Annotated in this window: 20 protein-coding genes; 17 read left to right on the forward strand and 3 right to left on the reverse strand. The window is 61.0% G+C overall.

Annotated elements, in window-relative coordinates; all coding sequences use genetic code 11:
* Positions 1-21: 21 nt before the first annotated feature.
* A complete protein-coding gene (locus tag JNK74_15090) occupies positions 22-912 on the forward strand; it encodes a phosphoribosylaminoimidazolesuccinocarboxamide synthase (GenBank protein ID MBL7647509.1) in 891 nt (296 codons plus the stop codon).
* A 4-nt stretch (positions 913-916) separates the two neighbouring features.
* Entirely contained in the window at positions 917-2,419 is a 1,503-nt protein-coding gene (locus JNK74_15095) for an amidophosphoribosyltransferase (protein ID MBL7647510.1), read from the forward strand.
* Positions 2,420-2,595: 176 nt separating this feature from the next.
* Here JNK74_15095 and JNK74_15100 read toward each other — a convergent pair whose 3' ends face one another.
* Positions 2,596-3,495, reverse strand: a complete 900-nt coding sequence (locus tag JNK74_15100; protein ID MBL7647511.1) for an alpha/beta hydrolase — start codon at positions 3,493-3,495, stop codon at positions 2,596-2,598.
* 859 nt (positions 3,496-4,354) lie between these two features.
* On the opposite strand from JNK74_15100, the gene JNK74_15105 reads away from it, so the two are divergent.
* From JNK74_15105 to JNK74_15135, 7 genes are all read left to right on the forward strand, one after another.
* The gene (locus JNK74_15105; protein ID MBL7647512.1) at positions 4,355-5,041 is read left to right on the forward strand and encodes a formylglycine-generating enzyme family protein; all 687 of its coding nucleotides are present in this window, start codon (positions 4,355-4,357) and stop codon (positions 5,039-5,041) included.
* Positions 5,042-5,167: 126 nt separating this feature from the next.
* The gene (locus JNK74_15110; GenBank protein MBL7647513.1) at positions 5,168-6,616 is read left to right on the forward strand and encodes an N-6 DNA methylase; all 1,449 of its coding nucleotides are present in this window, start codon (positions 5,168-5,170) and stop codon (positions 6,614-6,616) included.
* Between the two features lie 14 nt (positions 6,617-6,630).
* A complete protein-coding gene (locus tag JNK74_15115) occupies positions 6,631-7,788 on the forward strand; it encodes a restriction endonuclease subunit S (GenBank protein MBL7647514.1) in 1,158 nt (385 codons plus the stop codon).
* 95 nt (positions 7,789-7,883) lie between these two features.
* Entirely contained in the window at positions 7,884-8,327 is a 444-nt protein-coding gene (locus JNK74_15120) for a hypothetical protein (GenBank protein MBL7647515.1), read from the forward strand.
* 102 nt (positions 8,328-8,429) lie between these two features.
* Entirely contained in the window at positions 8,430-8,954 is a 525-nt protein-coding gene (locus tag JNK74_15125) for a hypothetical protein (protein ID MBL7647516.1), read from the forward strand.
* 419 nt (positions 8,955-9,373) lie between these two features.
* Positions 9,374-10,495, forward strand: a complete 1,122-nt coding sequence (locus JNK74_15130) for a Fic family protein (protein ID MBL7647517.1) — start codon at positions 9,374-9,376, stop codon at positions 10,493-10,495.
* 95 nt (positions 10,496-10,590) lie between these two features.
* Positions 10,591-12,957 carry a DEAD/DEAH box helicase family protein gene (locus JNK74_15135; protein ID MBL7647518.1) on the forward strand — a complete coding sequence of 789 codons (2,367 nt, stop codon included), beginning with the start codon at positions 10,591-10,593 and terminating at the stop codon, positions 12,955-12,957.
* A gap of 142 nt (positions 12,958-13,099) precedes the next feature.
* On the opposite strand, the gene JNK74_15140 is transcribed toward JNK74_15135, so the two are convergent.
* Positions 13,100-15,001, reverse strand: a complete 1,902-nt coding sequence (locus JNK74_15140) for a 1-deoxy-D-xylulose-5-phosphate synthase (protein MBL7647519.1) — start codon at positions 14,999-15,001, stop codon at positions 13,100-13,102.
* 338 nt (positions 15,002-15,339) lie between these two features.
* On the opposite strand from JNK74_15140, the gene mgtE reads away from it, so the two are divergent.
* From mgtE to JNK74_15180, 8 genes are all read left to right on the forward strand, one after another.
* Positions 15,340-16,737, forward strand: a complete 1,398-nt coding sequence (mgtE, locus tag JNK74_15145) for a magnesium transporter (protein MBL7647520.1) — start codon at positions 15,340-15,342, stop codon at positions 16,735-16,737.
* Complete coding sequence (locus JNK74_15150) at positions 16,734-17,729, forward strand: hypothetical protein (GenBank protein ID MBL7647521.1); 996 nt, start codon at positions 16,734-16,736, stop codon at positions 17,727-17,729. The genes mgtE and JNK74_15150 overlap by 4 nt, the downstream gene beginning before the upstream one ends.
* Before the next feature lie 407 nt (positions 17,730-18,136).
* A complete protein-coding gene (locus JNK74_15155) occupies positions 18,137-19,426 on the forward strand; it encodes a hypothetical protein (GenBank protein ID MBL7647522.1) in 1,290 nt (429 codons plus the stop codon).
* Between the two features lie 93 nt (positions 19,427-19,519).
* Entirely contained in the window at positions 19,520-20,533 is a 1,014-nt protein-coding gene (gene trpD / locus JNK74_15160) for an anthranilate phosphoribosyltransferase (protein MBL7647523.1), read from the forward strand.
* A complete protein-coding gene (gene trpC, locus JNK74_15165; GenBank protein MBL7647524.1) occupies positions 20,523-21,305 on the forward strand; it encodes an indole-3-glycerol phosphate synthase TrpC in 783 nt (260 codons plus the stop codon). The genes trpD and trpC overlap by 11 nt, the downstream gene beginning before the upstream one ends.
* Positions 21,292-21,912, forward strand: a complete 621-nt coding sequence (locus JNK74_15170) for a phosphoribosylanthranilate isomerase (GenBank protein ID MBL7647525.1) — start codon at positions 21,292-21,294, stop codon at positions 21,910-21,912. The genes trpC and JNK74_15170 overlap by 14 nt, the downstream gene beginning before the upstream one ends.
* A complete protein-coding gene (trpB, locus tag JNK74_15175) occupies positions 21,863-23,095 on the forward strand; it encodes a tryptophan synthase subunit beta (GenBank protein ID MBL7647526.1) in 1,233 nt (410 codons plus the stop codon). Before JNK74_15170 ends, trpB begins: the two co-directional genes overlap by 50 nt.
* Before the next feature lie 3 nt (positions 23,096-23,098).
* Positions 23,099-23,896, forward strand: coding sequence for a tryptophan synthase subunit alpha (locus JNK74_15180; GenBank protein MBL7647527.1), 798 nt, complete (start codon positions 23,099-23,101; stop codon positions 23,894-23,896).
* Between the two features lie 115 nt (positions 23,897-24,011).
* On the opposite strand, the gene JNK74_15185 is transcribed toward JNK74_15180, so the two are convergent.
* Positions 24,012-25,391 carry a sigma-54-dependent Fis family transcriptional regulator gene (locus JNK74_15185; protein ID MBL7647528.1) on the reverse strand — a complete coding sequence of 460 codons (1,380 nt, stop codon included), beginning with the start codon at positions 25,389-25,391 and terminating at the stop codon, positions 24,012-24,014.

A 25,391-nucleotide genomic window follows, 5' to 3' on the forward strand; every position in this document is an offset into this window, starting at 1 on the left:
ACACGATTTCGGAGACCATGAATGAGCCACGCCGTTTGCGAGACCTCGCTGCCCGGCCGGGAGCCTGACTCCCGGGGAAAAGTGCGAGACCTGTACGACCTGGGTGATTCCCTGCTGCTGGTCGCCACCGACCGTATTTCCGCCTTCGACTGGGTCAATCCCGTGGGTATTCCCGATAAGGGCAAGATCCTCACCCAGATTTCCCTGTTCTGGTTTGAGCAGATGGATGGCATCGTTAAGAACCACCTCATCTCGGCGGACCTCAAGGATTTCCCGGCCGAGTTTCAGGCGCATCCGGAAATGTTTGCCGGGCGCTCGATGTTAGTGAAGAAGTGCGCGATGTTTCCGGTCGAATTCGTCATTCGCGGTTACCTGGCCGGCAGCGGCCTCAGCGAGTATCAGAAAAAGGGTACGGTCTGCGATATTGCCCTGCCCGCCGGGCTGGTCGAGTCGAGCAAGCTGGAAAAGCCCCTCTACACCCCCGCGACCAAAGAATCCGATGGTCACGACATTAACATCAGTCCCGAGCGGGCCGGTGAAATCATCGGTGCCGATTGGAATGCCAAGGCCTCCGAAGCCGCCCTCCGGGTCTATGAGCGCGGTCGGGACGTGGCCGCGGAGCGCGGGATCATCCTGTGCGACACCAAGTTTGAATTCGGCGTGCTCGACGGCGAGTTGATTCTGGCGGACGAAGTGCTGACGCCCGACTCCTCCCGCTTCTGGCCCGCGGCCACCTACAAGGCTGGCGTGAGCCAACCCAGTTTTGACAAGCAGTTTGTGCGCGACTACCTGTCTTCGACGGGATGGGACAAGAACTCTCCGCAGCCGCCCCTTCCGGACGAGGTGGTAGCGAAGACCCGCGAGAAATACTTCGAAGCCTACACCTTGTTGACCGGCAAGAAGGACCTCTAAATCCATGGATTCCGCGCAGCTCGCTGCCCTCATCGACAATCCCCCGCCGCAGTATCAGCCCCGCCCCTTTGGCTGGGATGATGACGACCAGGTCCGCGATGAGTGCGGCGTGTTCGGTGTCTATGGCCACGCCGAAGCGGCGCGCCTGATCTACCTCGGCCTGTACTCGCTGCAGCACCGCGGGCAGGAGGGCGCCGGCATCGTCTGCGCGAAAGACGGTATCCTCACCGCGCACCGCGGCGTCGGCCTCGTGGCCGACGTCTTCAAGCCCCACAAGCTGGCCCGGGTGAAGGGCAACCAGGGCATCGGCCACGTCCGCTACTCCACGTTCGGGAGCAACAACCTCCGCAACGTCCAGCCCCTCGTGGTGGACTATGCCAGGGGCTCCATGGCCGTGGGGCACAACGGGAATCTGGTGAACGCCGGCTACCTCCGCGAGACCCTCGAAGAGGGGGGCGCCATCTTCCAGTCCACTACGGACAGCGAAGTGATCATCCATCAGATCTCGCGATCCAAAGGCGAGACCTTCACCGACTGTGTCATCGATGCCCTCAAGGAGGTCCTCGGCGCCTACTCCGTGCTCGTCATGAACGGCGACGAAATCGTCGCCGCGCGGGATCCCCACGGATTCCGTCCCCTCTGGCTCGGCCGCCTCGACGGCGCCTACATCATCGCCAGCGAGACCTGCGCACTGGACATTATCGACGCCGAGCGCATCCGCGAGATCGAGCCGGGCGAAGTGGTTACCATCAACCGCCACGGGGTTCACAGCCAGTTTCCCTTTGAGCCCACGGTTAGGAAACAGTGTATCTTCGAGTACATCTACGTTTCCCGGCCCGACAGCGATATCTTTGGCGCCAGCGTCGATGAAGTGCGCAAGAACATGGGCCGCGAGCTGGCCAAAGCGGCGCCTGTGGAAGCCGACGTCGTCATGGCCGTGCCCGATTCTTCCAACCCCGCCGCCCTCGGCTATTCCCACGAATCGGGCATTCCCTTCGACATGGGCATCATCCGCAATCACTACGTGGGCCGCACTTTCATCGAGCCCGAGCAGGGTATCCGCGATTTCGGCGTCCGCATCAAGCTGAATCCGGCCCGCAGCGCCATCGAGGGCAAACGTATCGTCCTCGTGGACGACAGCATCGTGCGGGGCACCACCGCGAAGAAGATCATCAAGATGCTTCGCAACCACGGCGCGAAAGAAATCCACTTCCGCATTTCCTCGCCCGCCATTATCAATTCCTGCCACTACGGCATCGACACGCCCAATGCCGGACGCCTCATCGCCCACAACATGACCGTTGATGAGATACGCGAGTTCCTCGGCGTGGATTCCCTGGCTTACCTGCCCATAGACGCCCTCGTCGCCGCCACCGGTACCCCCAAAGAACACTTCTGCCTCGGATGCTTCAACAACCAGTATCCAACCCTCGTACCCACCGACTTCCAGTTCCGCCTGCCGCTCCACCGCCACGTGGATCACAGCACGGAGCTGCTCGGACAGTAGGGACTGCCTCGCCCCACGACAACGTAGGGACAGCGTCGCCCCAGGACACCGAGCCGAGAGGCTCACGCCGCGCCAACGGGCAGCATTGTACCGAGCACAGTGTATGCCAACCGGCGAGGCTGTCCTGTGGTGTGCGAGGGCAGACGTGAAGCCTCATGAGTGGATGTCTCCATCATTCACCCCCCGGGCTTCAGATGCCCATCGAAAAACGCGATCATTCGCTCCAGCATCTCCGGCTTGCGCGCATCGCCCATGCCGTGCTTCCCGCCAGGCACTACGATTAACTCGCACGCCGCCCCGGCCTCCTTCATCTTCGCCGCGAACTCCGTGGACTGCACCAGCTCCACCCGGCGATCCGCGTCGCCGTGGATCACGAGCATGGGGGGGACGCCGGCGCGCACGTAGGTAACGGGCGAGGCCCACTTCGCCTCGTCGGCCTTCTGCTCGGCGGTGCCACCCAGAAAGCGCGTAACCGCCTCATCATTGGCCAAGCCCAGGGTGAACGACAACGGCTTCGTCAGGTCCATCGGCGGACAAATCGGCACCGCCGCCTGAACCGCGCTGGAAAACTCCAGCAATCCGCCCGCGCCGTCAAAGCGCGTCTCCTGGCCGCAGACCGCCAGCATGGCCGAAAGATGTCCGCCCGCCGAACCGCCCAGGGCGCCAATGTGCGCCGGGTCCACGCGATACTTCGCCGCATTCGCCCGCAGCCAGCGCACCGCCAGGCGGCAATCCTCCACCGCCGCGGGAAACAAGGCCTCGTCCGACAATCGATACGCGATGGAGAGCGCCACATAACCCTGTTCCGCGAAAGCATGCATGAGCCGCAAGGTGCTGTCCCCATCCTTCCCGCCGGTGTACCAGCCGCCGCCGTGAATATGAATGATCGCCGGTCGGGCCGCAGCCGAAGCATCGGCGGGGTAGAGGATATCCAGCACTTGCTTCGGCGACTGCGTGCCGTAGGCCACGTCCTTGTCGAAGGTATAGCCGGAAAGATCGAGGGGTGGGAGGTCCTCCGCCCGTGCAAAGAGACAAGTCAGGGCGACCAGGGCCCACAGTGCCACGCATTGCTTCATACCGTTCCGCTCCTACATTCGTTTCACCGCTGCAATGCCATGAGAATACTCCAGTCCGAGGACTCGGAACCAGCTCCCGGGCGTGTACCTTGCCCGACTTGGGCGCGCTCCCCTAGAATGTCCCCTGGAGAGAGAAGGGGAACCGGGGGAATGGGCGTGTCGCGTGCCGCAAAGCGGGACACCCGCCCATTCAAGTTTCCGTGGCCACATACGGGCCATAAAATCAGTGAACCCATTCTGGTGATACGTCACTGAACTTCTCTATGGATGGAAAAGGTGGCGTGTTGCCGCCCGACCAAACAAGAGGGAACCAATGACTGATTTATCCAGAATATACGCGCGATTCTTGTGCATGACGGCACTGCTCCTGCCCCTGGCGGGCTGTCCCCTGATCACCGGAGGGCAGAACCCGCCGGAGCTGGACTCCTTCCAGATCAACGGCGGTGCGGCAAGCACCTTGGAGCGGGAAGTGACGCTCGACAATGTGTCCCACGAAAATCCCACCCACTTCCTCGCATCGGAGTCCCCGGACTTCGCCGATGCCGATTGGTGGGTCTACTCGGAGGCGCCCGCTTTCACCCTTTCCGAAGGCGACGGTGCAAAGCGCGTATACTTCAAGCTCAAGAATTACAAAGGCGAGTCCTCCGTCCTTTCCGACGAAATCTACCTCGGTGATTTGCCGGCCGAAGGCGAGGGAGAGGGTGAAGGCGAAGGCGAAGGCGAAGGCGAAGGTGAAGGTGAAGGCGAAGGCGAAGGTGAAGGTGAAGGTGAAGGTGAAGGTGAAGGTGAAGGTGAAGGCGAAGGCGAAGGTGAACTGCTTGAAGAACTCGTGGAGTTGCCCGGTGGCCTCGATCTCTCCATGGTATTGCTGCCGGCAGGGAATTTCTATATGGGCGCCTTCTTCCTGGAACCCGGAGGTTTCAGCGTCGAGACGCCCCAGCATCTCGTTACGCTTAGTCAGCCCTTCTGGATCGGCAAATTTGAAATTACCCAAGCCCAATGGCTGGCCGTCATGGGCGAGAACCCCGCCTATTTTCAGGGCGAAGCCTACGGCGACACGACCAACCATCCCGTCGAGCAGATCTCGTGGGACGAGGCCCAGGACTTCTGCACCCAATTGAGCACCCTCACCGGCGATGTCTACCGCCTGCCCACCGAAGCCGAATGGGAATACGCCTGCCGGGCCGGCAGCGCCACCCGCTACTTCTGGGGCAACGACTATGACCCGATCCTGATTGCCGACCAGGCCTGGTACCTCGGAAACAGCGGCGAAACCACCCACCCCGTCGGCCTCTTTCCGCCCAACGCCTGGGGCCTCTACGACACCAGCGGCAACGTGTGGGAATGGACCGCCGACTGGCTCTCCAACTACAGCGCCGCCGCCGTCACCGACCCCACCGGCCCCGAGACCGGATCCTTCCGCATCCAGCGCGGCGGTTCCTTCTACAACGAAGACTACTTCCTCCGCTCCGCCCTGCGCAGCTACGGCGTGCCCGAAGCGGGCGGCTGGTCCAACGGCCTCCGCGTGGTCCGGGAGGCAAACTGAACAGGGCCCTGCGCGCCAACCCCGGGCCCCGGCCCATTGGAGCGCAGCGGGTGATGGGTGCTATGCTTTGGGCGCGCCGAGGGGCGCGCCCAACCTCACCCATAGCCACACCCTTTCGGAAGTGCCATGTTCGAACAGACCTTTAGAAATATCGACGACATCCTCCGCCGCGAAGGCGGGGGCGTGCTGAAATACACCGAGCAATCCTCCTGGATCCTCTTCCTGAAATACCTGGACACCTTGGAGCAGGAAAAGGCCATGGAGGCGGCGCTGGAGGGGAAGAAGTACACCTTCATCCTCGACGAGCCCTACCGCTGGGCGCACTGGGCCGTGCCGAAGGACGGCGAAGGCAAGCCCGACCACAACAAGGCCCTCATCGGCGACGATCTTCGCGATTTTGTGAACCAGAGGCTCATTCCCTATCTCCAGGGCTTCAAGCAGCGCGCCAGCGGCCCCAACACCATCGAATACAAGATCGGCGAGATCTTCAGCGAAACGAAAAACGAGATCAACAGCGGCTACAACCTCCGCGAGATCCTCGAACTGGTGGACGAGCTCCGCTTCCAGTCCCAGGCCGAAAAGCACGAGCTGAGCTACCTCTACGAGGAGAAAATCGGCAACATGGGCAACGCCGGGCGCGACGGCGGCTCCTACTACACCCCGCGCCCCCTCATCCGCGCCATCGTCCAGGTGGTCGCGCCCAAAATCGGCGAACGGATCTACGACGGCGCCGTGGGCTCCGCCGGCTTCCTCTGCGAGGCCTTCGAATACCTCCGCGCCTCGAAAAAGCTCAGCACCAGCGATCTGAAGAAGCTCCAGAGCAACACCTTCTTCGGCAAGGAAAAGGACAAGCTCGCCTACGTTATCGCCATCATGAACATGATCCTCCACGGCATCGAAGCGCCCAACATCCTCCACGTGAACACCCTCACGGAGAACAGCGCCGACATCCAGGAGAAAGACCGCTTCGACGTCATCCTCGCCAATCCGCCCTTCGGCGGCAAAGAGCGCAAGGAAGTCCAGCAGAACTTTCCCATCCGCACCAGCGAGACCGCCTTCCTCTTCCTCCAGCACTTCATCAAGATGCTGAAGGCCGGGGGCCGCGCGGGCGTCGTCATCAAAAACACCTTCCTCTCCAACACCGACAACGCCTCCGTCAGCCTCCGCAAGGAACTCCTCCAGAGCTGCAACCTCCACACCATCCTCGACTGCCCCGGCGGCACCTTCCAGGGGGCCGGCGTGAAAACCGTCGTCCTCTTCTTCGAAAAAGGCGCGCCCACGCGGAAGATCTGGTACTACCAGCTCGACCCCGGCCGTAACCTCGGCAAGACCAACCCCCTCAACGACGACGACCTCGCCGAGTTCGTGGAACTGCAGAAGACCAAAGCCGACTCGGACAAAAGCTGGAGCATTGACGCCGCCACCATCGACCAGGGCACCTTCGACTTATCGGTGAAAAACCCCAACGGCGGCGAAGTTGTCGCCCACCGCACCCCGCAGGATATCCTCGACGAAATCGCTGCGCTGGACGCGGAAAGCGCCGAGGTCCTGGCCACGATTCGGGGGCTGCTGTGAAGCCGGGGTGGGAGGTGAAGAAGCTGGGGGACGTTTGTCGAACCGGGGCTGGCGGAACGCCATCGAAATTGAACAAGGAATACTACGAGAATGGGACAATTCCGTGGCTCATGAGTGGTGAGATTGCCCAAGGTGACATCCGGCAATCGACTCAGTTCATTAGTGAGTTGGGGCTAAAGAACTCGTCCGCAAAGGTATTTCCATGCAATACGGTACTGGTCGCAATGTACGGAGCTACCGCTGGGCAGGTCGGCATTCTTCGTATGGAGGCAGCAACGAACCAGGCTGTCTGCGGAATACTACCAAACGCGGAATTCGTTCCGGAGTTTGTTTATTTCTTCATGCTATCCCAGAAAGAGGGGCTTGTAAGTCAAGCGACTGGAAACGCACAGCCGAATATTTCACAGGAGAAGATTCGCAACACCCGCATCCCCGTCCCCCCGCTCGCCGAACAGCAGCGGATCGTTGCCTTCCTCGACGAAGCCTTTGCGGGCATCGCCACCGCCCGGGCCAACGCCGAAAAGAACCTCCAGAACGCCCGCGCCCTCTTCGAAAGCCACATCAACGCTGTCTTCACCCAGCGCGGCGAGGGGTGGGTGGAGAAGCGACTGGGGGAAATTTGCGCAATCACGTCAAATCTTGTCGATCCAAAAGATGAAGCGTACTTAGACCAATTGCATGTTGGGGCTGGGAATATCCAGTCCAAGACTGGTGCCCTCCTGGATCTCAAAAGTGCCCGAATGGAGGGGTTGATATCAGGCAAGTTCCCCTTTGATCCGTCCATGGTTCTCTACAGCAAGATCAGGCCATATCTGATGAAGGTCGCGCGCCCGAGTTTCAGTGGTGTGTGTAGCGCGGATATGTATCCGCTAACCCCTGTTGAGGCTGTGGTGACCCGCGATTACCTCTTCCATCTTTTGCTGAGCAAGCCGTTCACGGATTACGCAATCGAAGGTTCGGCGCGTGCCGGCATGCCAAAGGTGAACCGCGATCACCTCTTTGAGTATCGCGTGTGGATTCCAAACCTCGAAGCACAACAAGCGATTGCTCTAGAGCTTGACCAACTTCACGTGGAAGCCCAACGCCTCGAATCCATCTACCGGCGCAAGATCGCCGCGCTGGACGAGATGAAGAAGTCGCTGCTTCACGAAGCGTTTTCAATCGACCGTTGACCATGTGTTGCTGGAATTCTACTGTGACTATTTGCTTGTCTCAGCGAATAAAACTCACCAGACGACTGTATACTTGGAAGGAGGCAATCGAACAGATGGACCTTTTGCAAAACACATTCGCAACATTGTTTGTCTCCGCATTGGGTGGTGGATTCGCGTTGTTGGGGAACTATCTCATAGTCAGACGACAAGACCGCGATGGGCGGGCGCGATCAGTCCTGTCAACTCAAGTCGAAGTACATCAGCAGGCATATGCGCATTGGTTTCGGCTACGACATCTGGACAGTCCTGGTGAGGACCGGCTGGTCATCGTTAATGACGCGCTGGACTGGTGGTCCAGGCACTGCCTTTATCTACCGCCTGCGCTTCAGGATTCCTTTTACTCTACCGTCATCGCGGCGCGTCAGCACGCCGATACGGAAGGAGATCGGCGTAACGTGTTCTGGGATGAACTGAAGATTCTGGGAGTCTCGATTGAAGCCAGTGTGCGGGAGCTTGGCATTCATTTGGACACACGGTCCATTGCGTCGATCCGATAGAAAGCAGTAGTTCGCCGCGCTGGACGGACTGAAGAAGTCGCTGCTGCAATTGACATTGGACAATGGATAATTGACAATGAATAGCGACGAGGAGGCCGGGCGATGACCGCGAAGAAAAGCTACAGCATTGACGATCCCCTCTTTGGCTTCGACGAGGACTTTGAGGTCGGCGCGAATAAGGTGTTGATGCTTGGGGAGTCCGACATCTCCACACACGGAGGCATGGCCCTGGCCTACAAGAATGCGGCGGATATACTGGTGCAGAAAGCGCTGGACCGTGACGAAACCTCCTGGGAAATCGCCGCACCGATCATGTACCTGTACCGGCACAGCCTGGAGTTGTCCTTGAAATGGGCGACCCAGTCGAACGCAAAGTGCCATGACCTGGAAGGCATGATACAACAGGCCAACGAGCGTGCGAAGCAGCAGACTGGGAAAGCACTTCATCCTGCAGTCATCGAGCGGATGCAGGAGTTTTCGGAATTTGATAAAAAGGGCTTTGCCTTCCGGTATGCCGACGCGGGTGAGGATGCACACTGGATTGGAGTCACCGTTAAACTCCTGCACCTTCGCAAGGTCATGGAACGGATAACGGCGGATTTGGTCGAGCTGGGCCGGCAACGTTGAATCGAGTGAAGTCACGCCGCGCGCCGCATTCCGGCCCGAAGGGCCAGCGCAGTTCAAAAGCCCAGGGCAACGCCCCGGGAAAAAGGATGCCCCCTGCTTTTTGAGCCCTGCAGGGGCGGCACAGTTCAATCTCGAGCTACAACTGCGCCGCCCTTACAGGGCTGAATACAGATTGGGTTGGTGTTCCCAGGGCGTTGCCCTGGGCTGGAAACTGCAGTGCCCCTTCGGGGCGAAACATGCGCAGCCAGCGCAAGAGCGCGGCGCTGGACGAACTGAAGAAGTCGCTGCTTCACGAAGCGTTTTCAATGGACAATGGACAATTGACAATGGAGAACGGAAGAGTTCTTTTCGGGGGTGAACTTAAGGTATGACTTTAGTATACTTCCGATGGCAGTCCCATATAGGAAAAAATGAGCGCCATGGCTCCAGTTCAATATCATTTGGGGGAGTTTCCCCCGCACTCTCTTGACTGGCCGCGCCTGATCCCGTTGATTGGCCCGGCCAGCGCGGGGTTGGCGCGCTACGATGGATTGTTGACCGCCATTCCCAACGCACAGATTCTGCTTTCTCCGCTTACGACGCAAGAAGCGGTACTATCGTCGAGGATTGAAGGGACGCAAGTTACTATCGGTGAAGTGCTTGAAATTGAGGCGGACGGCCAGTCCGAAACCATCACTCAACCTAAGCGGGACGACGCCGAAGAAGTTCTGAACTACCGCAAAGCGATGCGTGCCTGTGTGGCGGAGTTGGAGCGTCGCCCGCTCTCCCAGCAAATTCTGCGCGCGGCCCACAGCCTGCTGATGCAGGGTGTTCGGGGCCGAGACCAGACCCCTGGAAGTTACCGGACGGAGCAAAACTGGATAGGCCCCAAGGGGTGTTTGGAGCAAGAGGCCAGTTTCGTGCCGGTTTCTCCGGCCCACTTACAACAGGGTATGGACGCATGGGAGCACTATCTCGGAAATACTTCCGAACTCGATGCACTGGTTCAACTGGCGATAGTTCACGTTGAGTTCGAGGCGCTTCACCCGTTTAAGGATGGAAATGGGCGATTGGGTAGGATGATGATTCCGTTGTTTATGTTCCAGCGAAAGCTACTGTCCAGTCCCGACTTTTATATGAGCGGCTATCTCGAAGCCAATCGTGAAGAGTATCAGCAACGTCTTCGCGCCGTTTCGCGCGATGGTGACTGGACCGGGTGGTGTGCTTTTTTTCTACAGGGAATAGCGAAACAAGCGGCCGAGAACGAACGGCGGGCGCGATCTATTCTAGCCCTCTACGACCGGGTTAAGACCGAGGTAGCCGATGTAACACATTCCCAACATTCGATACGCGCCTTGGATTTCATCTTTCAAAATCCCATTTTTACATCACGGCATTTTATTAACTACTCAAGTGTTCCAAAACCGACTGCCGCGCGAATTCTGACTGTATTGCGCGATGAGAGCATTCTGCTAACAGTGCGAAAAGGTCGTGGTAGGCGTCCTGGTGTTTTTGCTTTTCGAGAGCTTCTGAATATTGCCGAGGGCAAAGAGGTATTTTGAGTCTCATCCATGCGATACAAGCTCCCTTGTGTCTCATATTTTAAAAAAAATGAGACACAATCCTGCTTGTCACTAATCTGTGAGACAAAACATTCATGAACGAATCGGAAACCCGCGCGGAACACATTGACCCGGCCCTGGCAGCGGCGGGCTGGGGTGTGGTGCCGGGGAGCCGCATCCGCCGTGAGTACCACATCACCCACGGGCGCATCGAGGGTCCGGGCCGTCGCGGAAAGGCCCTGACCGCCGACTATGTGCTGGAATACCGCAACACGAAACTGGCGGTGCTGGAGGCGAAGGCGTGGGGCAAGGCCCTGACGGAGGGCGTGGCCCAGGCGAAGGATTACGGCGGCAAGCTGGCGCTGCGCTTTGCCTATGCGAGCAATGGCCAGGGGCTCTATGAAATCGATCTGGAGTCGGGCGACGAGGGCGCGGTGTCCGCCTGGCCCACGCCGGAGGAACTCTGGAACCGCACTTTTGCCCACGCCAACGCGTGGCGCGATCGCTTCGCGGAAATCCCCTTTGAAGACAAAGGTGGATCCCACCCGAGCCGCTACTATCAGGACATCGCCATCGAGCGGGTGCTGGAGGCCGTGGCGAATGGGGAGGAGCGAATCCTCCTGACGCTGGCCACGGGCACGGGAAAAACTTTCATCGCCTTCCAGATCGCGTGGAAGCTCTTCCACGCGCGCTGGAGTCTTTCTTCAATGGACAATGGACAATTGACAATGGACAACGAAAAAGCCCCATTGCGTCGTCCACGAATTCTCTTTTTAGCAGACCGCAATATATTGGCGAATCAGGCGTTTAATGCGTTTTCCGCATTCCCCGAGGATGCGCTGGTAAGAATCGCGCCGGAGGCCATTCGGAAGAAGGGGCGGGTTCCGAAGAACGGGAGCATCTTCTTTACCATCTTCCAGACCTTCATGAGCGGTCCGCCGAAGGAGGGACACCCTTCGCCGTATTTTGGCGATTACCCGCCGGACTTCTTCGACTTCATCATCATCGACGAGTGCCACCGGGGCGGTGCGAACGATGAGAGCACGTGGCGGGACATTCTTGAGTACTTCGAACCGGCGGTGCAGCTCGGTCTGACGGCAACGCCCAAGCGCCAGGGCAATACCGATACCTACCGTTATTTCGGCGATCCGGTCTATATCTATTCGCTGAAGGAAGGCATCAACGACGGCTTTCTCACGCCGTTCAAGGTGAAGCAAATCGCCACGACGCTGGACGAGTATGTCTACACGCCCGACGACACCTTGATCGAAGGCGAGATCGAGGCGGGCAAGCGCTACGAAGAGCCGGACTTCAACCGTATCATCGAGATCATGGAGCGGGAGAAGAAGCGCGTGCAGATCTTCCTGGACCAGGCCAACCCGCGCGAAAAAACCATCATCTTCTGCGCCACCCAGGAGCACGCCCTGGCCGTGCGCGACCTCGTCAACCAGATGAAGTCGGTCTCCGACCCCAACTACTGCCAGCGGGTCACGGCGAACGACGGGGCGCTCGGCGAACAGCACCTGCGGGATTTCCAGGACAACGAGAAGACCATCCCCACGATCCTGACCACCTCACAGAAGCTTTCCACGGGCGTGGATGCGCGGAACATCCGCAATATCGTACTGATGCGGCCCGTGCGCTCCATGATCGAGTTCAAGCAGATCATCGGGCGCGGCACACGGCTCTACGACGGCAAGGATTACTTCACGATCTACGACTTCGTGAAGGCCCACCACCATTTCATGGATCCCGAGTGGGACGGCGAGCCCCTGGAGCCGGAGGCCGACTCGGCCCGACCGCGTCCGCCCCGTGTTGCCGAGGATTCTGAAAATAGGGGTGAGGACGGCGAGGACAAGGCACCGAGAAAGCCCATCAAGGTGAAACTGGCCGATGGCAAGGCCCGCAGCATCCAGCACATGATGAGTACCACTTTCTGGCACCCCGACGGCACGCCCATGTCCGCCCAGCAGTTCATGGAGGCACTCTACGGCAAGCTGCCGGACTTCTTCAAAGACGAGGCGGAGTTGCGGACGCTGTGGAGCGATCCGGCGACGCGAAAGAAACTGTTGGAGGCCCTGGCGGAAAAGGGCTTTGGCCGCGAGCAGTTGGACGAGATGCAGCGTATTATTGATGCCGAAAACAGCGATCTCTTCGACGTATTGGCCCACGTGGCCTATGCGCTGCCGCCCGAGAGCCGCGAAGTGCGGGCTACTCGTGCGCGGCACATTATCCGAGACCAGTTCGGCTCAAAGCAGCAGAAATTCCTCGATTTCGTGCTGCACCACTATGTGAGCGATGGCGTGGACGAACTGGATCAGGAAAAACTGGCCCCGCTGCTGCGACTCAAGTACCACAACTCCATTCCGGACGCCGTCGCAGATCTGGGCCAGCCCGACGACATCGGTCGGACCTTCGCCGGATTTCAGAAGTATCTCTACCAGGGGCAGGGGATGATGTAGGGCCAGCCATGGCGTGCTGATGTGGGGAATCAACATTGAGACTTCTAGAGCCCCTGTCATTCCCGCATTCGCGGGAATGACAGAAGGTCGGAAATCTGTTTCAGTGGGCGAGCCTGGCGTTAAATCGATCGCTTCAAGCGTGTCAGTTCACCGGATTGGCCGCGTGTTCTTTCAGCACCGCCATGGCCTCTTTGTACAGCCCCTCGGCGTGGAGGTTGTGGGCGGCTAGCTGCTCGGCGCGGGTGGCTTGCTCGCTGAAGATGTCGGGAATCCCCATGCGGTGAATCTGGAGCTCGTGGAGCTTGCCTGTATTGGCGAAGTACTCCATCACGGCGGAGCCGAAGCCGCCGTCGAGGGTGTTTTCTTCCACGGTGATGATTGGCCGGTCCAGGAGGCTGTCGAGCAGCGCCGTGTCCAGCGGCTTCACGAAGCGGGCATCGGCCACGCCGACGGAGTAGCCCTCGGCGGCGAGGCGTTCGGCGGCGTCGAGGCAGGCCTGGGCGCAGGGGCCGATCACGAGGAAGGTGGCGTCTGTCCCTTCGCGCAGGATTTCGCCCTGTGTGATATCCCGTCCCTCTTCGGCGCCGATATTTGGGGCCTTGCCCCGGGCGTAGCGAATGGCCACGGCGCCATCCTGTTGGAGCGCCCACTTGACCATGAGCTTCGTGTCCAGCGCATCGCGCGGTGCGAGGACTTGAAGATCGGGCACGCAGCGCAGGAACGACAGGTCGAAGGTGCCGTTCTGCGTGGGGCTGTCTTCGCCCACGAGGCCGGCGCGGTCCAGTGCAAAGACGACGGGCAGTTTTTGAATGCACACGTCGTGGATGAGCTGGTCGTAGCCGCGCTGGAGGAAGGTGGAGTAGATGGCGGCGACGGGACGGAGGCCCCTGGCGGCCATACCGGCGGCCATGGTGACGGCGTGCTGCTCGCAAATGCCTACATCGAAAAATCGGTCGGGGTAGACCTCTTCAAACTTGGAGAGGCCCGTGCCCGTGGGCATGGCGGCGGTGATGCCGACCACGCGGCTGTCCGCGGCGCCCGCTTCCAGCATGGCTTCCACGAAGGCATCGGTAAAGGTTACGGCGTGGCCACCGTTTTCGCCCACGGCGGGCAGGGGCTCGCCCTCTTCTTCGGCGGGCTTGATGGCGAGGGGGGAGACGCCGTGGTACTTGAGGGGATCTTCCTCGGCCGCCTTGAGTCCCTTGCCTTTTTCCGTGCGGCAGTGGAGCAGGATCGGGCCGCGCATCTTCTTGATGCTGGAGAGGCATTCGATGAGCAGGGGCAGATCGTGGCCGTCCACCGGGCCAATGTAATTGACGCCCAGCTCCTGAAAGAGCGCCCCTTTGGTGATGTAGTTCTTGACCGACTTCTCGATGTCCTGGATCGCCCGGGTCATGCGATTGCCGATGATTTTCTTCACAAAGCTGCCGGCGTCTTCCTTGGCGCGCTTGTAGGGCTCCGCCATGATCATCCGGTTGAAGTACTGATTCAGCGCGCTGGCGTTGGGGGAGATGGACATCTCGTTGTCATTGAGGATGACGAGCATGTCGAGGCCCAGGTGTCCCGCGTGGCTCAGGCCCTCAAAGGCCATGCCGCCCGTGATGGCGCCATCCCCGATGAGGGCGACGACCTGATAGTCTTCCTTAAGCTGGTCGCGGGCAATGGCCATGCCCACCGCGGCGGAAATGGACGTGGAGGAGTGGCCGGTGCCGAAGCAGTCGTAGTCGCTTTCGCAGATCTTGGGGTAGCCGCTGATCCCGTCCTTCTTGCGGATGGAGTCAAAAACCTCGCGGCGGCCCGTGAGCAGCTTGTGGGGGTAGCACTGGTGGCCCACATCCCAGATGAGCTGGTCATGACCCACGTTATAGACGTAGTGGAGTGCAAGGGTCAGCTCGACCACGCCCAGCGGGGCGGAGAGGTGGCCGCCATTGTGGTTGACCACCTCCAGTACCCGCTCCCGCAGCTCGCTGGCCAGGGTCTCCAACTGGTTGAGGGAGAGGGATTTAAGATCGGCGGGGGAATTTATCGTATCCAGCAGTGCCATAGTCGAGTCAGTCACACCATCCATTCGGGGGCCACATAGCATCTTTATACATAAAAGTACTTAAAGGTTTCAAAACAGGTCGGCGCGCCGCATGCCATGAAGGCAATTTTCGCGGGGCTGCGCCTGTCTGCTTGTAAACCCGGAGTATAGCACAGGCCGTCTTTGCGGAGCCACGCGCGGAAAGACTACGCATCCTGGGGGCGCATCTGCTAGAATCCCCTCTTCGCGCGCATTTTCACCATACCCGTGACCGCGCGTGAATCTGGAGCAACTTTGAATCCGCCGCCCGCCCGCCGCCGCGTGCCCGGCGACGCCCCTACCCTGCGGAGCTGGCCCCCATGGAAGACACCGAGACCCTGGAAAGCTGGGAGCGTATTGAAGCGCTCGCGGCCACACAGGACCGGGCCGCGCTCGACGCCTATCTGGAAGTCCTCACCCCCGGTGAAGTCGCCCGGGCCTTTTCCCGTCTGGAAGATGAGGCCCTCCGCTCCGTCCTGGTGTTGCTAAGCCCCGAAACGGCGGCGGACCTGATAGAGGAACTCTCCGACACCCAGGGCTCCGACCTGATGGAAGCGCTTCCGGTGGAAGAGGCCGCGGCCATCGTCGACGAGATGGAGAGTCACCACCGCGCCGATATCCTCGGGGAGATGTCCGAAGACGACGCCGAGGCCATCCTGCAGGCGATGGATCCGGAGGAGGCGAAGGACGCCCGGAAACTCCTGGAATACCATGAGAGCGAAGCGGGCGGCATCATGGCCACAGAGTTTGTCTCCTATCCCCAGGATACCTCGGTCGCCGAAGTGCTCAATGATTTCCGCGCCAACGCCGAGCGCTACAGCGACTACGGCGTGCAGTACGCCTACGTAAACAGCGAGAACGGCACGCTTATCGGTGTCGTGCGCCTGCGCGATCTGGTGCTGGCCCCGGCCTGGAAGACCCTGCAGCAGATCATGATCGCGAATCCGCTCTATCTCCAGTCCGATGCCCCCCTGCAGGAAGTCGCCCAGTTTTTCGATCGCTATCCCTTCTACAGCGTCCCCGTGACCGATCCCGACCTGAAAATGGTGGGGGTGATCTGGCGGGCGGATGCGGAAGAGGCCGTGGGCGAGGGCCACGAGAAGAGCCTCATGCGCTTCGGCGGTATTATCGGCGGTGAAGAATTGCGGAGCATGCCCGCGGGCGAGCGCGTGTCCCGCCGGATCATGTGGCTCGGTGTGAATCTGCCTCTCAGCATGATCGCCGCATTTACGCTCCCCATCTTCGAGAAGACCATTCTGGGCTTTCCCGCCGTGCTCTTTTTCATTCCCATCATCGGAAATCTTTGCGGGTGCTCGGGCAATCAGGCGGTGGCCGTGAGTATCCGCGAATTGACGCTGGGCCTGATTCAGCCCCAGGACTTCTGGCGCGTATTGCGCAAGGAATTTGAAGTGGGCCTGATCAACGGCGCCGTGCTGGGCACCACCATCGCCCTCGTCGCCCTGGGCCTGGACTACGTGCGGGGTTCCCACGCTCCCCTGGTGGCCCTCTTCGTGGGCGTCGCCTTCTTTGTGAACACCATCAACGCCGTGTGCCTCGGCGGCATCGTCCCCTTGGCCTTGCGGAAGCTGAAACTCGATCCCGCCCTCGGCGCGCCCCCGGTACTCACGACCCTCACCGATCTTTGCGGCTTCTTCATCCTCCTGGCCCTCACCACGCTCGCCCTCCATCACGGCCTGCTGGAAGTGCCGGCGCCATGACGGGGGCGGCATCCGGGGAGGGCCTGTCCGCCGCCGCGCGGTTGCTGGAGCGGGAACGGCGCATCGCAACCATAGAATCCGGGCAGGGGCTGCTGCTGGAATCCAGCGCCCCCGGTGAATGCCTCGCCTGCCTCCACGGCCCCCTGCTGGCCGACCCCGCCCGGGTGGGGCTGGTGATTGTCCCCGACGAAACACACCCTCTGTGCCGCGCGGCCCGCGCCAGCGCCCTTCCCGTGCGCGCGTTGGTCGTGACGCCCCACATGTCCGACGCGGAACGGCGGGATCTGGGCATTGCCCTCCAGAATCACACCATCCAACTGGTCTTTGTGACGCCGGAGCGCCTGACCCAGCCCCGATTCGTGCAGTTTATCCGGGGACTGGCCCTGCGTTTTGTGGCGCTGGCGTCGTGCCAGCGCATCTGCGGTGAAGCCCCGGATTACCTGATCGCTTATGAGACCTGTCGCGTCCTTTCCTGCCTCTTTCCCGGAGTTCCCCTCCTCGGACTGGCCGACGGGGCCATGGACGACGTGGCGCGCCAGACCGTGGCGGGTGTTCTTGGCATCGCCTCGGAGCCCCGGACCGTGAAAGTCTCCGTGGAGGCTCCCTTGACCCCGGCTGCGCCGCCGCCCACGTCCACGCCCAGGACGGTCGCGCAGGCACCCGCACCGGTACGCTCCAGCGTCGTTCCCGAGCACTATCGCGAGGCCTTCGCCCTCTTCGAGAGAGAGGTTCCGGTAGCCGATGTGGCTCGGGACCTATCCCGGGAAGAGCCCTGGGTGTGGCGCGCCCTGGAGAGCTACATTCGTCACAGCGGTCGAAGCCACCCCTTTCCCTGGGTCACGAAGCCGACCTACATGAAGGTGTCGATGGCCGCAGGGCAGGCCGAGACGACCAATCCCCGCTTGATCGCTTCGGTGATGCGTGGCCAGGTTAATGAGCGTGAAGTTCTGGTTATTCTTGCCGCGCTCGATAACCGTAATGGCAAGGGTTGACGGCATGACGAATACGGCTGAGCGGTATAAGAATCTGGAAGGCCTGGTATCATCGCCCGTCGCGGGCGACGGAACCATAAAGGCCAAAGTGAACCGCGCTGTTCCCCCCGCTTGCGGTGGGGCAGGGGGGGGAGACCGCAAAGCGCACGCCGTGATCGTCTACACAGGCCGCGCCCAACCTCCATTCGGCGGCTTTGAAAATACGCGAGCGGCGGAACCAGAACTTCATAGCGGTCTTTGCCAACTCGGGAGTTTACCCCCCTGGCCCCCCGCAAGCGGGGGGAACCCTACTCGCCAAAGCGCACCTCTTGGTCCCCCCCGCTTGCGGGGGGGTAGGGGGGGTAGGACCCGACACAATTTTCATCCTCTACGGGTGAGGCGAAGCCTCATGAAGGGCTGTCCCCCCAATGACTGAACCCACGCCAGAGCCGACCGGCCTTCCCGAGCTTGCGCGGAGGTTTCCGTGGCTGCCCAAGGCGTGCCTGTTTCTCATGGCGGCAGGTACCCTTGGCGCCTATGGCTGGTTTCGCCTGGGCCAGGGACGCCTCCATTCCTTCGAGTATGTGTGCGCGTGGCTTTCGGCCTTGTCGGTGCTGATGGCCCTGCTCGGTCTTTCAGTCCGGCTGCAAATCAAGAGTCTCACAGCACGCCCCGTTCTTGCCCGCGCCACGGGAATGCTCGTCGCCCTTTCGATCTTCACGAGTCTTTACCTGGCGGCTCAGGGCGTATGCGGATGGCGACATACCCGGGAAGAGGCCCGTTCCGTCCGGGAGGGGACCCACAGCGTGGGGGCAAGCTACCAGTCCAGCCGCATTCTCGGCCACATGCCCCGGCGCAATGTAAGCTCCGGCGCGCGGCTTGTTGTCGATGGCAAAGAAGTCTTTCACTACACCTACCACACGGACAACTTTCGACGGCGGGTCACGCCGGATGGCGCATCCGACACGCTCCGGGATCATGCGCTGGTCTTTTTCGGCGATTCTTACACCTTCGGGGAGGGCGTGAACGACGATGAGACTCTGCCCAACTTCGTTGCGAAGTCGGCGCCCGATTGGGCCGTTTACAACTATGCTTTTTCCGGCTATGGCCCAAATCACATGCTGGCGCGGCTCGAATCACTCGACACCCGCTCTGAAGTTCCCGAAGCCGAGGTAACGGGTCTTTACGTCTTCATCCCGAACCACGTCCGCCGCGTGATTGGGTCTTTTTCGGTTATTTCATGGTCACGCCATTCGCCCTGGTACGTCCTGGGAGACGACGGGCTGCCACGGCGGCTTGGTTCCTTCCAGGGGGAACGGGCAGGACTCACCGGCTGGTATGACTTTCTTAAAGGCGACTACGTGATCCAGTACCTGGGGCTTGACCTGCCGCTGCGACTTGCCGAACGGCACCACGCGCTCACCGCCGCCATTATCGAGCGCTCCGCAGCGGCCTTTGCCGAGGAGTTCCAGGGTGGCAGATTTTACGTCGTCCTGTACCCAGCCGCGCCGGACGACGAGTTCCCCGCCAGCCAGATGGGCGAGCGACTCCGGGCCAGAGGCCTTCAGGTGCTGGACTACACCCAATTGCTTCCAGAACCCGCCGAGAGCAACTTTTTCCTGCCTTTCGACAGTCACCCCCGGCCTTCGGCCCACGCCCTCGTGGCGGCGCAACTGACCGCCGATCTGGGCATTTCCAAATCGATTAATACGCCCTAAACCGTCAATTTTCTTGACTTTAGCGGTTCGGGGTTGCTACAGTCCCACCCTTCCGCGGGCGCGGTCAATCTGTAACTTGGAGGAGCCATTGGCATGATTCATGACGCACTTTCGCGCGTGGTACGGCGCGAGGATCTGAGTCGTCCCGAGGCGGCTTCCCTCATGCGGGTGCTCATGGGCGGCGAAGCCTCACCGAGCCTGGTGGGGGCGATCCTGACGGCGCTGGCGATGAAGGGGGAGACGGTGGAGGAGATCGCGGGGATGGCCGAAACCATGCGGGCCCTGGCCACCGCAATTCCGGCGACCGCGCGACCTTTGGTGGACACGTGTGGAACCGGTGGCGACCATTCCGGGACTTTCAACATATCCACCACGGCGGCCTTCGTGACCGCCGGCGCCGGGGTCCACGTGGCCAAGCACGGCAACCGCAGCGCCAGCAGCCTGTGCGGCAGCGCGGACGTACTCGAAGCCCTCGGGGTCAATCTCGACCTGGGCCCGGAGAAAGTGGCGGAATGTATTGACCAGATCGGAATCGGCTTTCTCTTTGCCCGGAATCTGCATACCGCCATGAAACATGTGGGACCTATTCGCGCGGAACTGAAGCTGCGGACGGTGTTTAACATCCTCGGCCCATTGACCAATCCGGCCGGTGCGGACGGCCAGGTGATGGGCGTCTTTGATCGCGGCCTGATTGCGCCACTGGCCGAGGTGCTGCTTCAATTGGGCAGCCGCCACGTGTTTATCGTGGCCGGCTCCGACGGGCTGGATGAATTGACCTTGACCGGGCCCAGTTTCGTAGCCGAAGGCTGCGCGGGCGACGTGAAGTGTTATGAAGTAATGCCGGAACAGTTCGGACTCGCCCGGGCCGATGCGGCCACCCTGAAGGGGGGCGATGCCGCGGAGAACGCTGCCATTCTGCGGGCGGTGCTTTCGGGCGAGGCGGGACCCCGTCGTGACATTGTGCTCTTGAACGCGGCCCCGGCCCTGGTGGCTGGTGGCAAGGCGGCCTCCCTCGAAGAGGGGATCCGCGTGGCCCAGGCGTCGATTGATTCCGGCGCGGCGTTGAATAAATTGGAAGAATTGATTCGAAAAACCCATGATTCTTGATCCCATCCTCGAAAACAAGCGCATCGAAGTAGCCGCGCGCAAGAAGCTGGTGCCCCTCCGCGAGCTGGAAGAGCGTATCGCCATGAACCGCAAGCCGCGGGACTTTCGCTCCGCCCTCCGTCAGGATGGCATCAGCCTGATCGCGGAGATCAAGCGCGCCTCGCCCTCCAAGGGCGACATTCTTCCCGGTGTGGACGCGGTGGAAATTGCCGCCCTCTACGAGCAGACCGGCGCACGCGCCATTTCGGTGTTGACGGACGAGAAATACTTCAAGGGCAAGCTGGACGATCTTACGAACGTACACCGCCACGTTCACATTCCCTGCCTGCGCAAAGAATTTATCGTGGATGAATACCAGATTCACGAAGCGCGTGCGGCCGAGGCCGACGCCATCCTGCTGATCGTGCGCTGCCTGAGCGACGAGGAATTGAAGGACTTCTCCAAGGTTGCCAAGACCCTGGGCATGGAAGTGCTGGTGGAGACCCACACCGCGAAAGAAATCGAGCGGGCGTTGAACGCCGGTGCGCATATTATCGGTATCAACAACCGCGATCTCGACACCCTGGAGGTGGACGTGAACCGGAGCCTGGAGTTGAAGAAGCTCGTTCCGGGCGGAAACATCCTCGTAAGCGAAAGCGGCATCTACACCCGCAGTCAGGTGCAGAAGCTGGAAGACGGCGGCGTGGATGCCATCCTGGTCGGCGAATCCCTGCTGACGAGCAACGATATCCGTGCAAAGATTCAAGAATTGCTGGGCCATGACGCGGGTTAAGATTTGCGGAATTACCAATCTGGAAGACGCGCTGGCCGCCTGTGACGCGGGTGCCGACGCGCTCGGATTCGTCCTCGCGCCCGAGGCTAAGAAACGTAACCGCTACATCGAGCGGGATGCCGCCTTTGAGATCATCGAGCAGTTGCCGCCCTACGTCACTACCGTCGCGGTGACGGTCAATGAGTCCATGATGACCCTCGCGGGCCTGCTGACCTATTTCGACTGCGTGCAGCTTCATGGCGAAGAAGAACCCGAAGATTGCCCCCCGGCGCATGTCACTGTCAAGGCTTTTCGTCCCGGCCCGGGCTTCGGCGTGAGTGACATGACACGCTATCAGGCGCGGGCCTATCTCCTCGATGCCTATCGCACCGAAGACCGGGGCGGCACGGGCCATCAGGGCGACTGGGACTTTGCGAAGCTGGCGGTGGGCACCGGAAAACCGATTATTCTCGCGGGCGGACTTACGCCCGAGAACGTGGCCGAGGCCGTGCGCGCCGTGCGCCCCTACGCCGTGGATACGTCGAGTGGGGTGGAATCCGCCCCCGGAAAGAAAGACCATGACCGAATTCGCGCCTTCATCCACAACGCAAAAACATCCCTGGCCTGACGCCCGCGGGCGCTACGGCGAGTTCGGCGGCAAGTTCGTCCCCGAGACGCTCATGTACGCTCTGGACGAGTTGGAGCAGGCCTACCGCACGGCCCAGGCCGACCCGCTGTTTCAAGCGGAACTGGCGGACCTGCGCACCCACTTCGTCGGCCGGGAAACGCCCCTTTACCACGCAAAGCGCATGACGGAGCACCTCGGCGGTGCGAAGATCTACTTCAAGCGCGAAGATCTGGCCCACACGGGCGCCCACAAAATTAATAATGCGCTCGGGCAGTGCCTCCTGGCGAAGCGCATGGGCAAGAAGCGCATCATCGCCGAGACCGGCGCGGGACAGCATGGTGTGGCCACGGCTACCGCCTGCGCGCTGCTCGGACTTGAATGTGTCGTCTATATGGGCTCGGAAGACATCGAGCGCCAGAAGTTGAATGTATTTCGCATGCGCCTCCTCGGCAGTACCGTCGTCTCCGTGGAATCGGGAAGCAAGACCCTCAAAGACGCCATCAACGACGCCCTCCGCGACTGGGTGACGAACGTGGGGGATACCCACTACGTTCTGGGTACGGTGCATGGTCCCCATCCCTTCCCCATGATTTGTCGCGACTTCCAGAGCGTGATCGGCCAGGAAGCGCGCCGCCAGATCCTCGAAGCCGAAGGTCGTCTGCCCAACACCCTCATCGCCTGTGTTGGCGGCGGCAGCAATGCCATCGGGCTCTTCTTCGAGTTCGTGGGGGATGAATCCGTCAAGATGATCGGCGTGGAAGCGGGAGGCCGGGCGATTCTTCCGGGCGAACACGCGGCTCGCTTCGACGGCGGCCAGTACGGCATGCTCCACGGCGCCATCAGCTATGTGCTCCAGGACGACAATGGGCAGATTGGCTCGACCCACAGCGTGTCCGCAGGTCTGGACTACGCCAGCGTAGGCCCCGAGCACGCCTACTTCTTCAAGAGCGGTCGGGTGCAATACACTCACGCCAGCGACGAGGAAGCCTTGGAAGGTTTCAAGGCCTGCGCGCGCCTCGAAGGCATCATTCCCGCCCTCGAAAGTTCCCACGCCATCGCCCACGCCATGAAGGCCGTTCCCCAGATGCCGAAGGACGAGATTGTCATCATCAACCTGTCCGGCCGCGGCGACAAAGACGTAACCCAGGCCGCCCGGCTCATTTTTCCGGACGAGGAGATCTAAGCGGTGAACCGAATCGACCAACGTTTTCAAGATCTAAAAGCCGCCGGGAAGACGGCCTTCATCCCTTATATCACCGCCGGTGACCCGACCCTCGCCCAGACCGAAGAAATTGTCTATGCCCTGGAAGCGGCGGGCGCGGACATCATCGAATTCGGTGTGCCCTTCTCCGACCCCATCGGCGACGGCCCGGTCAATCAAGAAGCGGCTCTGCGTGCCTTGAAGCACAACGTTTCGCTTCGCGATGTTCTCGCCCTGATCAAGAAGATTCGCGAGAAGTCGCAGGTGGCGATCCTTATTTTCACCTATTACAACCCGGTACTCGCCTTCGGCCTTAAAGCCTTTGCCCAGGCCGCGGAAGACGCCGGGGCCGATGGTGTGCTCTGCGTGGATCTCCCCCCGGAAGAAGCGGATGAATACAAGGCCGCGCTCGATGCCCACGGACTCCGCACCGTTTTCCTCATGTCGCCCACCAGCACCGACGAGCGCATCAAAATCATTGCGAAGCAATCCAGCGGCTTTATCTATTACGTTTCCCGACTCGGCGTGACGGGCGAACAATCCGCCCTTGCCGCCGACCTCGACCAGGCCGTCGCCAACATCCAGAAGCACACCGATACCCCCGTGGCCGTCGGCTTTGGCATATCCACCCCCGAGCAGGCGAAGAAAGTTGCGGGCATGGCCCAGGGCGTGGTCGTCGGCAGCGCCATCGTTCGCATGATCGGACAGCTCGGCGAAAGCCCCGAGACGGCGGTCAAGGTGGGAGCCTTTGTGAAATCCCTGGCGGACGCGACGAAGGGCTGAGGGGACTGACCCGCACCAGACTACGCTGTCAGGGGAAGGGTACAACGGGAACGCCCGCACTACTTCAGCCTGACACGCGATTCCAGCGCGCGTCCCCTTTCCGCACCCTTCGAACTCAGTTGCTCGGCGGTTTCATCCCGAACTTTTCGATCTTGTATCGGACCTGATCCCGGGTGATGCCGAGGAGCGCGCCGGTGCGGGTCTGGTTCCAGTCACAGCGGGTAAGGGCCTGGCGGAGGAGGCTTTCTTCGGCGTCGGCCAGGGTGCAGCCTTCGGGCGGCAGGGCGACGAGTTCGCCGACACTCTCCGAGGGGGTATTGAAGTTTGCGCGGCCGAGGATGATATCGCCTTTCTCGATCCAGGGGCCTTCGTTGAGCAGGATGGCCCGCTCCATGACGTTGCGGAGCTCGCGTATGTTGCCGGGCCACGGGTAGGCGTTGAGCTTGGCCAGCGCGTCGGCCGAGATGCCCTGAAGTTGTTTGCGGAACTCCCTGCTGAACATGGCGAGGAAGTAATTCGCAAGTACGGTGATGTCCCCTTTGCGCTCGCGAAGCGGGGGCATGTGAATGGGTACGACGTTCAGCCGGTAGTAGAGGTCCTCGCGGAAGGTATGGTCCATGACCATTCGCTCCAGATTGCGGTTGGTCGCCGCGATAAGGCGCATGTCCACGTGGATGTCCGTGACGCCGCCGATGCGCTTGAACGATTTTTCTTCGAGGATGCGGAGCAGCTTGGACTGGAGCGCAGGGGCCATGTCGCCGATTTCATCGAGAAACACCGTGCCCCGGTTGGCCAGTTCGATCAGGCCCTTCTTGCGACTCGTGGCATTGGTGAAGGCCCCGGCTTCGTAACCGAAAAGTTCGGATTCGAGAAGGGTCTCGGGCAGGGCGGTGCAGGTGATGTTCATGAACGGGTGGGTGGCGCGGGAGGATTCGTAGTGCAGGGCGCGGGCCACGAGGTCCTTCCCGGTGCCGCTCTCGCCCAGCAGCAGCGTGGTGGTGCTGGGGCCCTGGGCCACCTTGCGGACGAGGGACTTCACTTCCATGATCTGGGGACTGCAGCCGACGATGTTGTCGAGACCAAACTGAGACCGCTTCTGATCCAGATCCGTGGTGACATTGCGCCGCATCACGCTGTTCTCGTGCACCCGGTTCACGGTCAGGCTCAATTCGTCCAGATCGAAGGGCTTGGAGATGTAGTATGCCGCACCGTGCTTGATGGCGTCCACGGCCCCCTCGAGGCTGGAATAGGCGGTGATGATAATGACAGGGGTCTCGGGATGGGTATCGTGGAACTCCTGGAAGAGCGCCATGCCATCCGTGTCGGGGAGTCGCATGTCCATGAGGGCGATTTCAAAGGAGTCGTCACGGAACCGGCGCCGGGCCACTTCCCCCGATTCGGCCTCCACCACGGAGTAGCCCTCCAGTTCGAGCCGCTTCCTCAAGGACCACCGGATCATTTTCTCATCGTCGACCACCAAAACAGAACCAGGCAC

It is taken from the genome of Candidatus Hydrogenedentota bacterium, from assembly GCA_016791475.1.
Lineage (GTDB): Bacteria > Hydrogenedentota > Hydrogenedentia > Hydrogenedentales > JAEUWI01 > JAEUWI01.

What these genes read in the sequence shown, in the direction of transcription:
- trpD (MBL7647523.1), top strand. Translation starts at nt 19,520, where the DNA reads ATGATTCATGACGCACTTTCGCGCGTGGTACGGCGCGAGGATCTGAGT.
- trpC (MBL7647524.1), top strand. Translation starts at nt 20,523, where the DNA reads ATGATTCTTGATCCCATCCTCGAAAACAAGCGCATCGAAGTAGCCGCG.
- JNK74_15090 (MBL7647509.1), top strand. Translation starts at nt 22, where the DNA reads ATGAGCCACGCCGTTTGCGAGACCTCGCTGCCCGGCCGGGAGCCTGAC.
- trpB (MBL7647526.1), top strand. Translation starts at nt 21,863, where the DNA reads ATGACCGAATTCGCGCCTTCATCCACAACGCAAAAACATCCCTGGCCT.
- JNK74_15150 (MBL7647521.1), top strand. Translation starts at nt 16,734, where the DNA reads ATGACGGGGGCGGCATCCGGGGAGGGCCTGTCCGCCGCCGCGCGGTTG.
- JNK74_15100 (MBL7647511.1), bottom strand. Translation starts at nt 3,495, where the DNA reads ATGAAGCAATGCGTGGCACTGTGGGCCCTGGTCGCCCTGACTTGTCTC.
- JNK74_15120 (MBL7647515.1), top strand. Translation starts at nt 7,884, where the DNA reads ATGGACCTTTTGCAAAACACATTCGCAACATTGTTTGTCTCCGCATTG.
- JNK74_15110 (MBL7647513.1), top strand. Translation starts at nt 5,168, where the DNA reads ATGTTCGAACAGACCTTTAGAAATATCGACGACATCCTCCGCCGCGAA.
- JNK74_15095 (MBL7647510.1), top strand. Translation starts at nt 917, where the DNA reads ATGGATTCCGCGCAGCTCGCTGCCCTCATCGACAATCCCCCGCCGCAG.
- mgtE (MBL7647520.1), top strand. Translation starts at nt 15,340, where the DNA reads ATGGAAGACACCGAGACCCTGGAAAGCTGGGAGCGTATTGAAGCGCTC.
- JNK74_15170 (MBL7647525.1), top strand. Translation starts at nt 21,292, where the DNA reads ATGACGCGGGTTAAGATTTGCGGAATTACCAATCTGGAAGACGCGCTG.
- JNK74_15105 (MBL7647512.1), top strand. Translation starts at nt 4,355, where the DNA reads ATGGTATTGCTGCCGGCAGGGAATTTCTATATGGGCGCCTTCTTCCTG.
- JNK74_15155 (MBL7647522.1), top strand. Translation starts at nt 18,137, where the DNA reads ATGACTGAACCCACGCCAGAGCCGACCGGCCTTCCCGAGCTTGCGCGG.
- JNK74_15140 (MBL7647519.1), bottom strand. Translation starts at nt 15,001, where the DNA reads ATGGCACTGCTGGATACGATAAATTCCCCCGCCGATCTTAAATCCCTC.
- JNK74_15130 (MBL7647517.1), top strand. Translation starts at nt 9,374, where the DNA reads ATGGCTCCAGTTCAATATCATTTGGGGGAGTTTCCCCCGCACTCTCTT.
- JNK74_15135 (MBL7647518.1), top strand. Translation starts at nt 10,591, where the DNA reads ATGAACGAATCGGAAACCCGCGCGGAACACATTGACCCGGCCCTGGCA.
- JNK74_15125 (MBL7647516.1), top strand. Translation starts at nt 8,430, where the DNA reads ATGACCGCGAAGAAAAGCTACAGCATTGACGATCCCCTCTTTGGCTTC.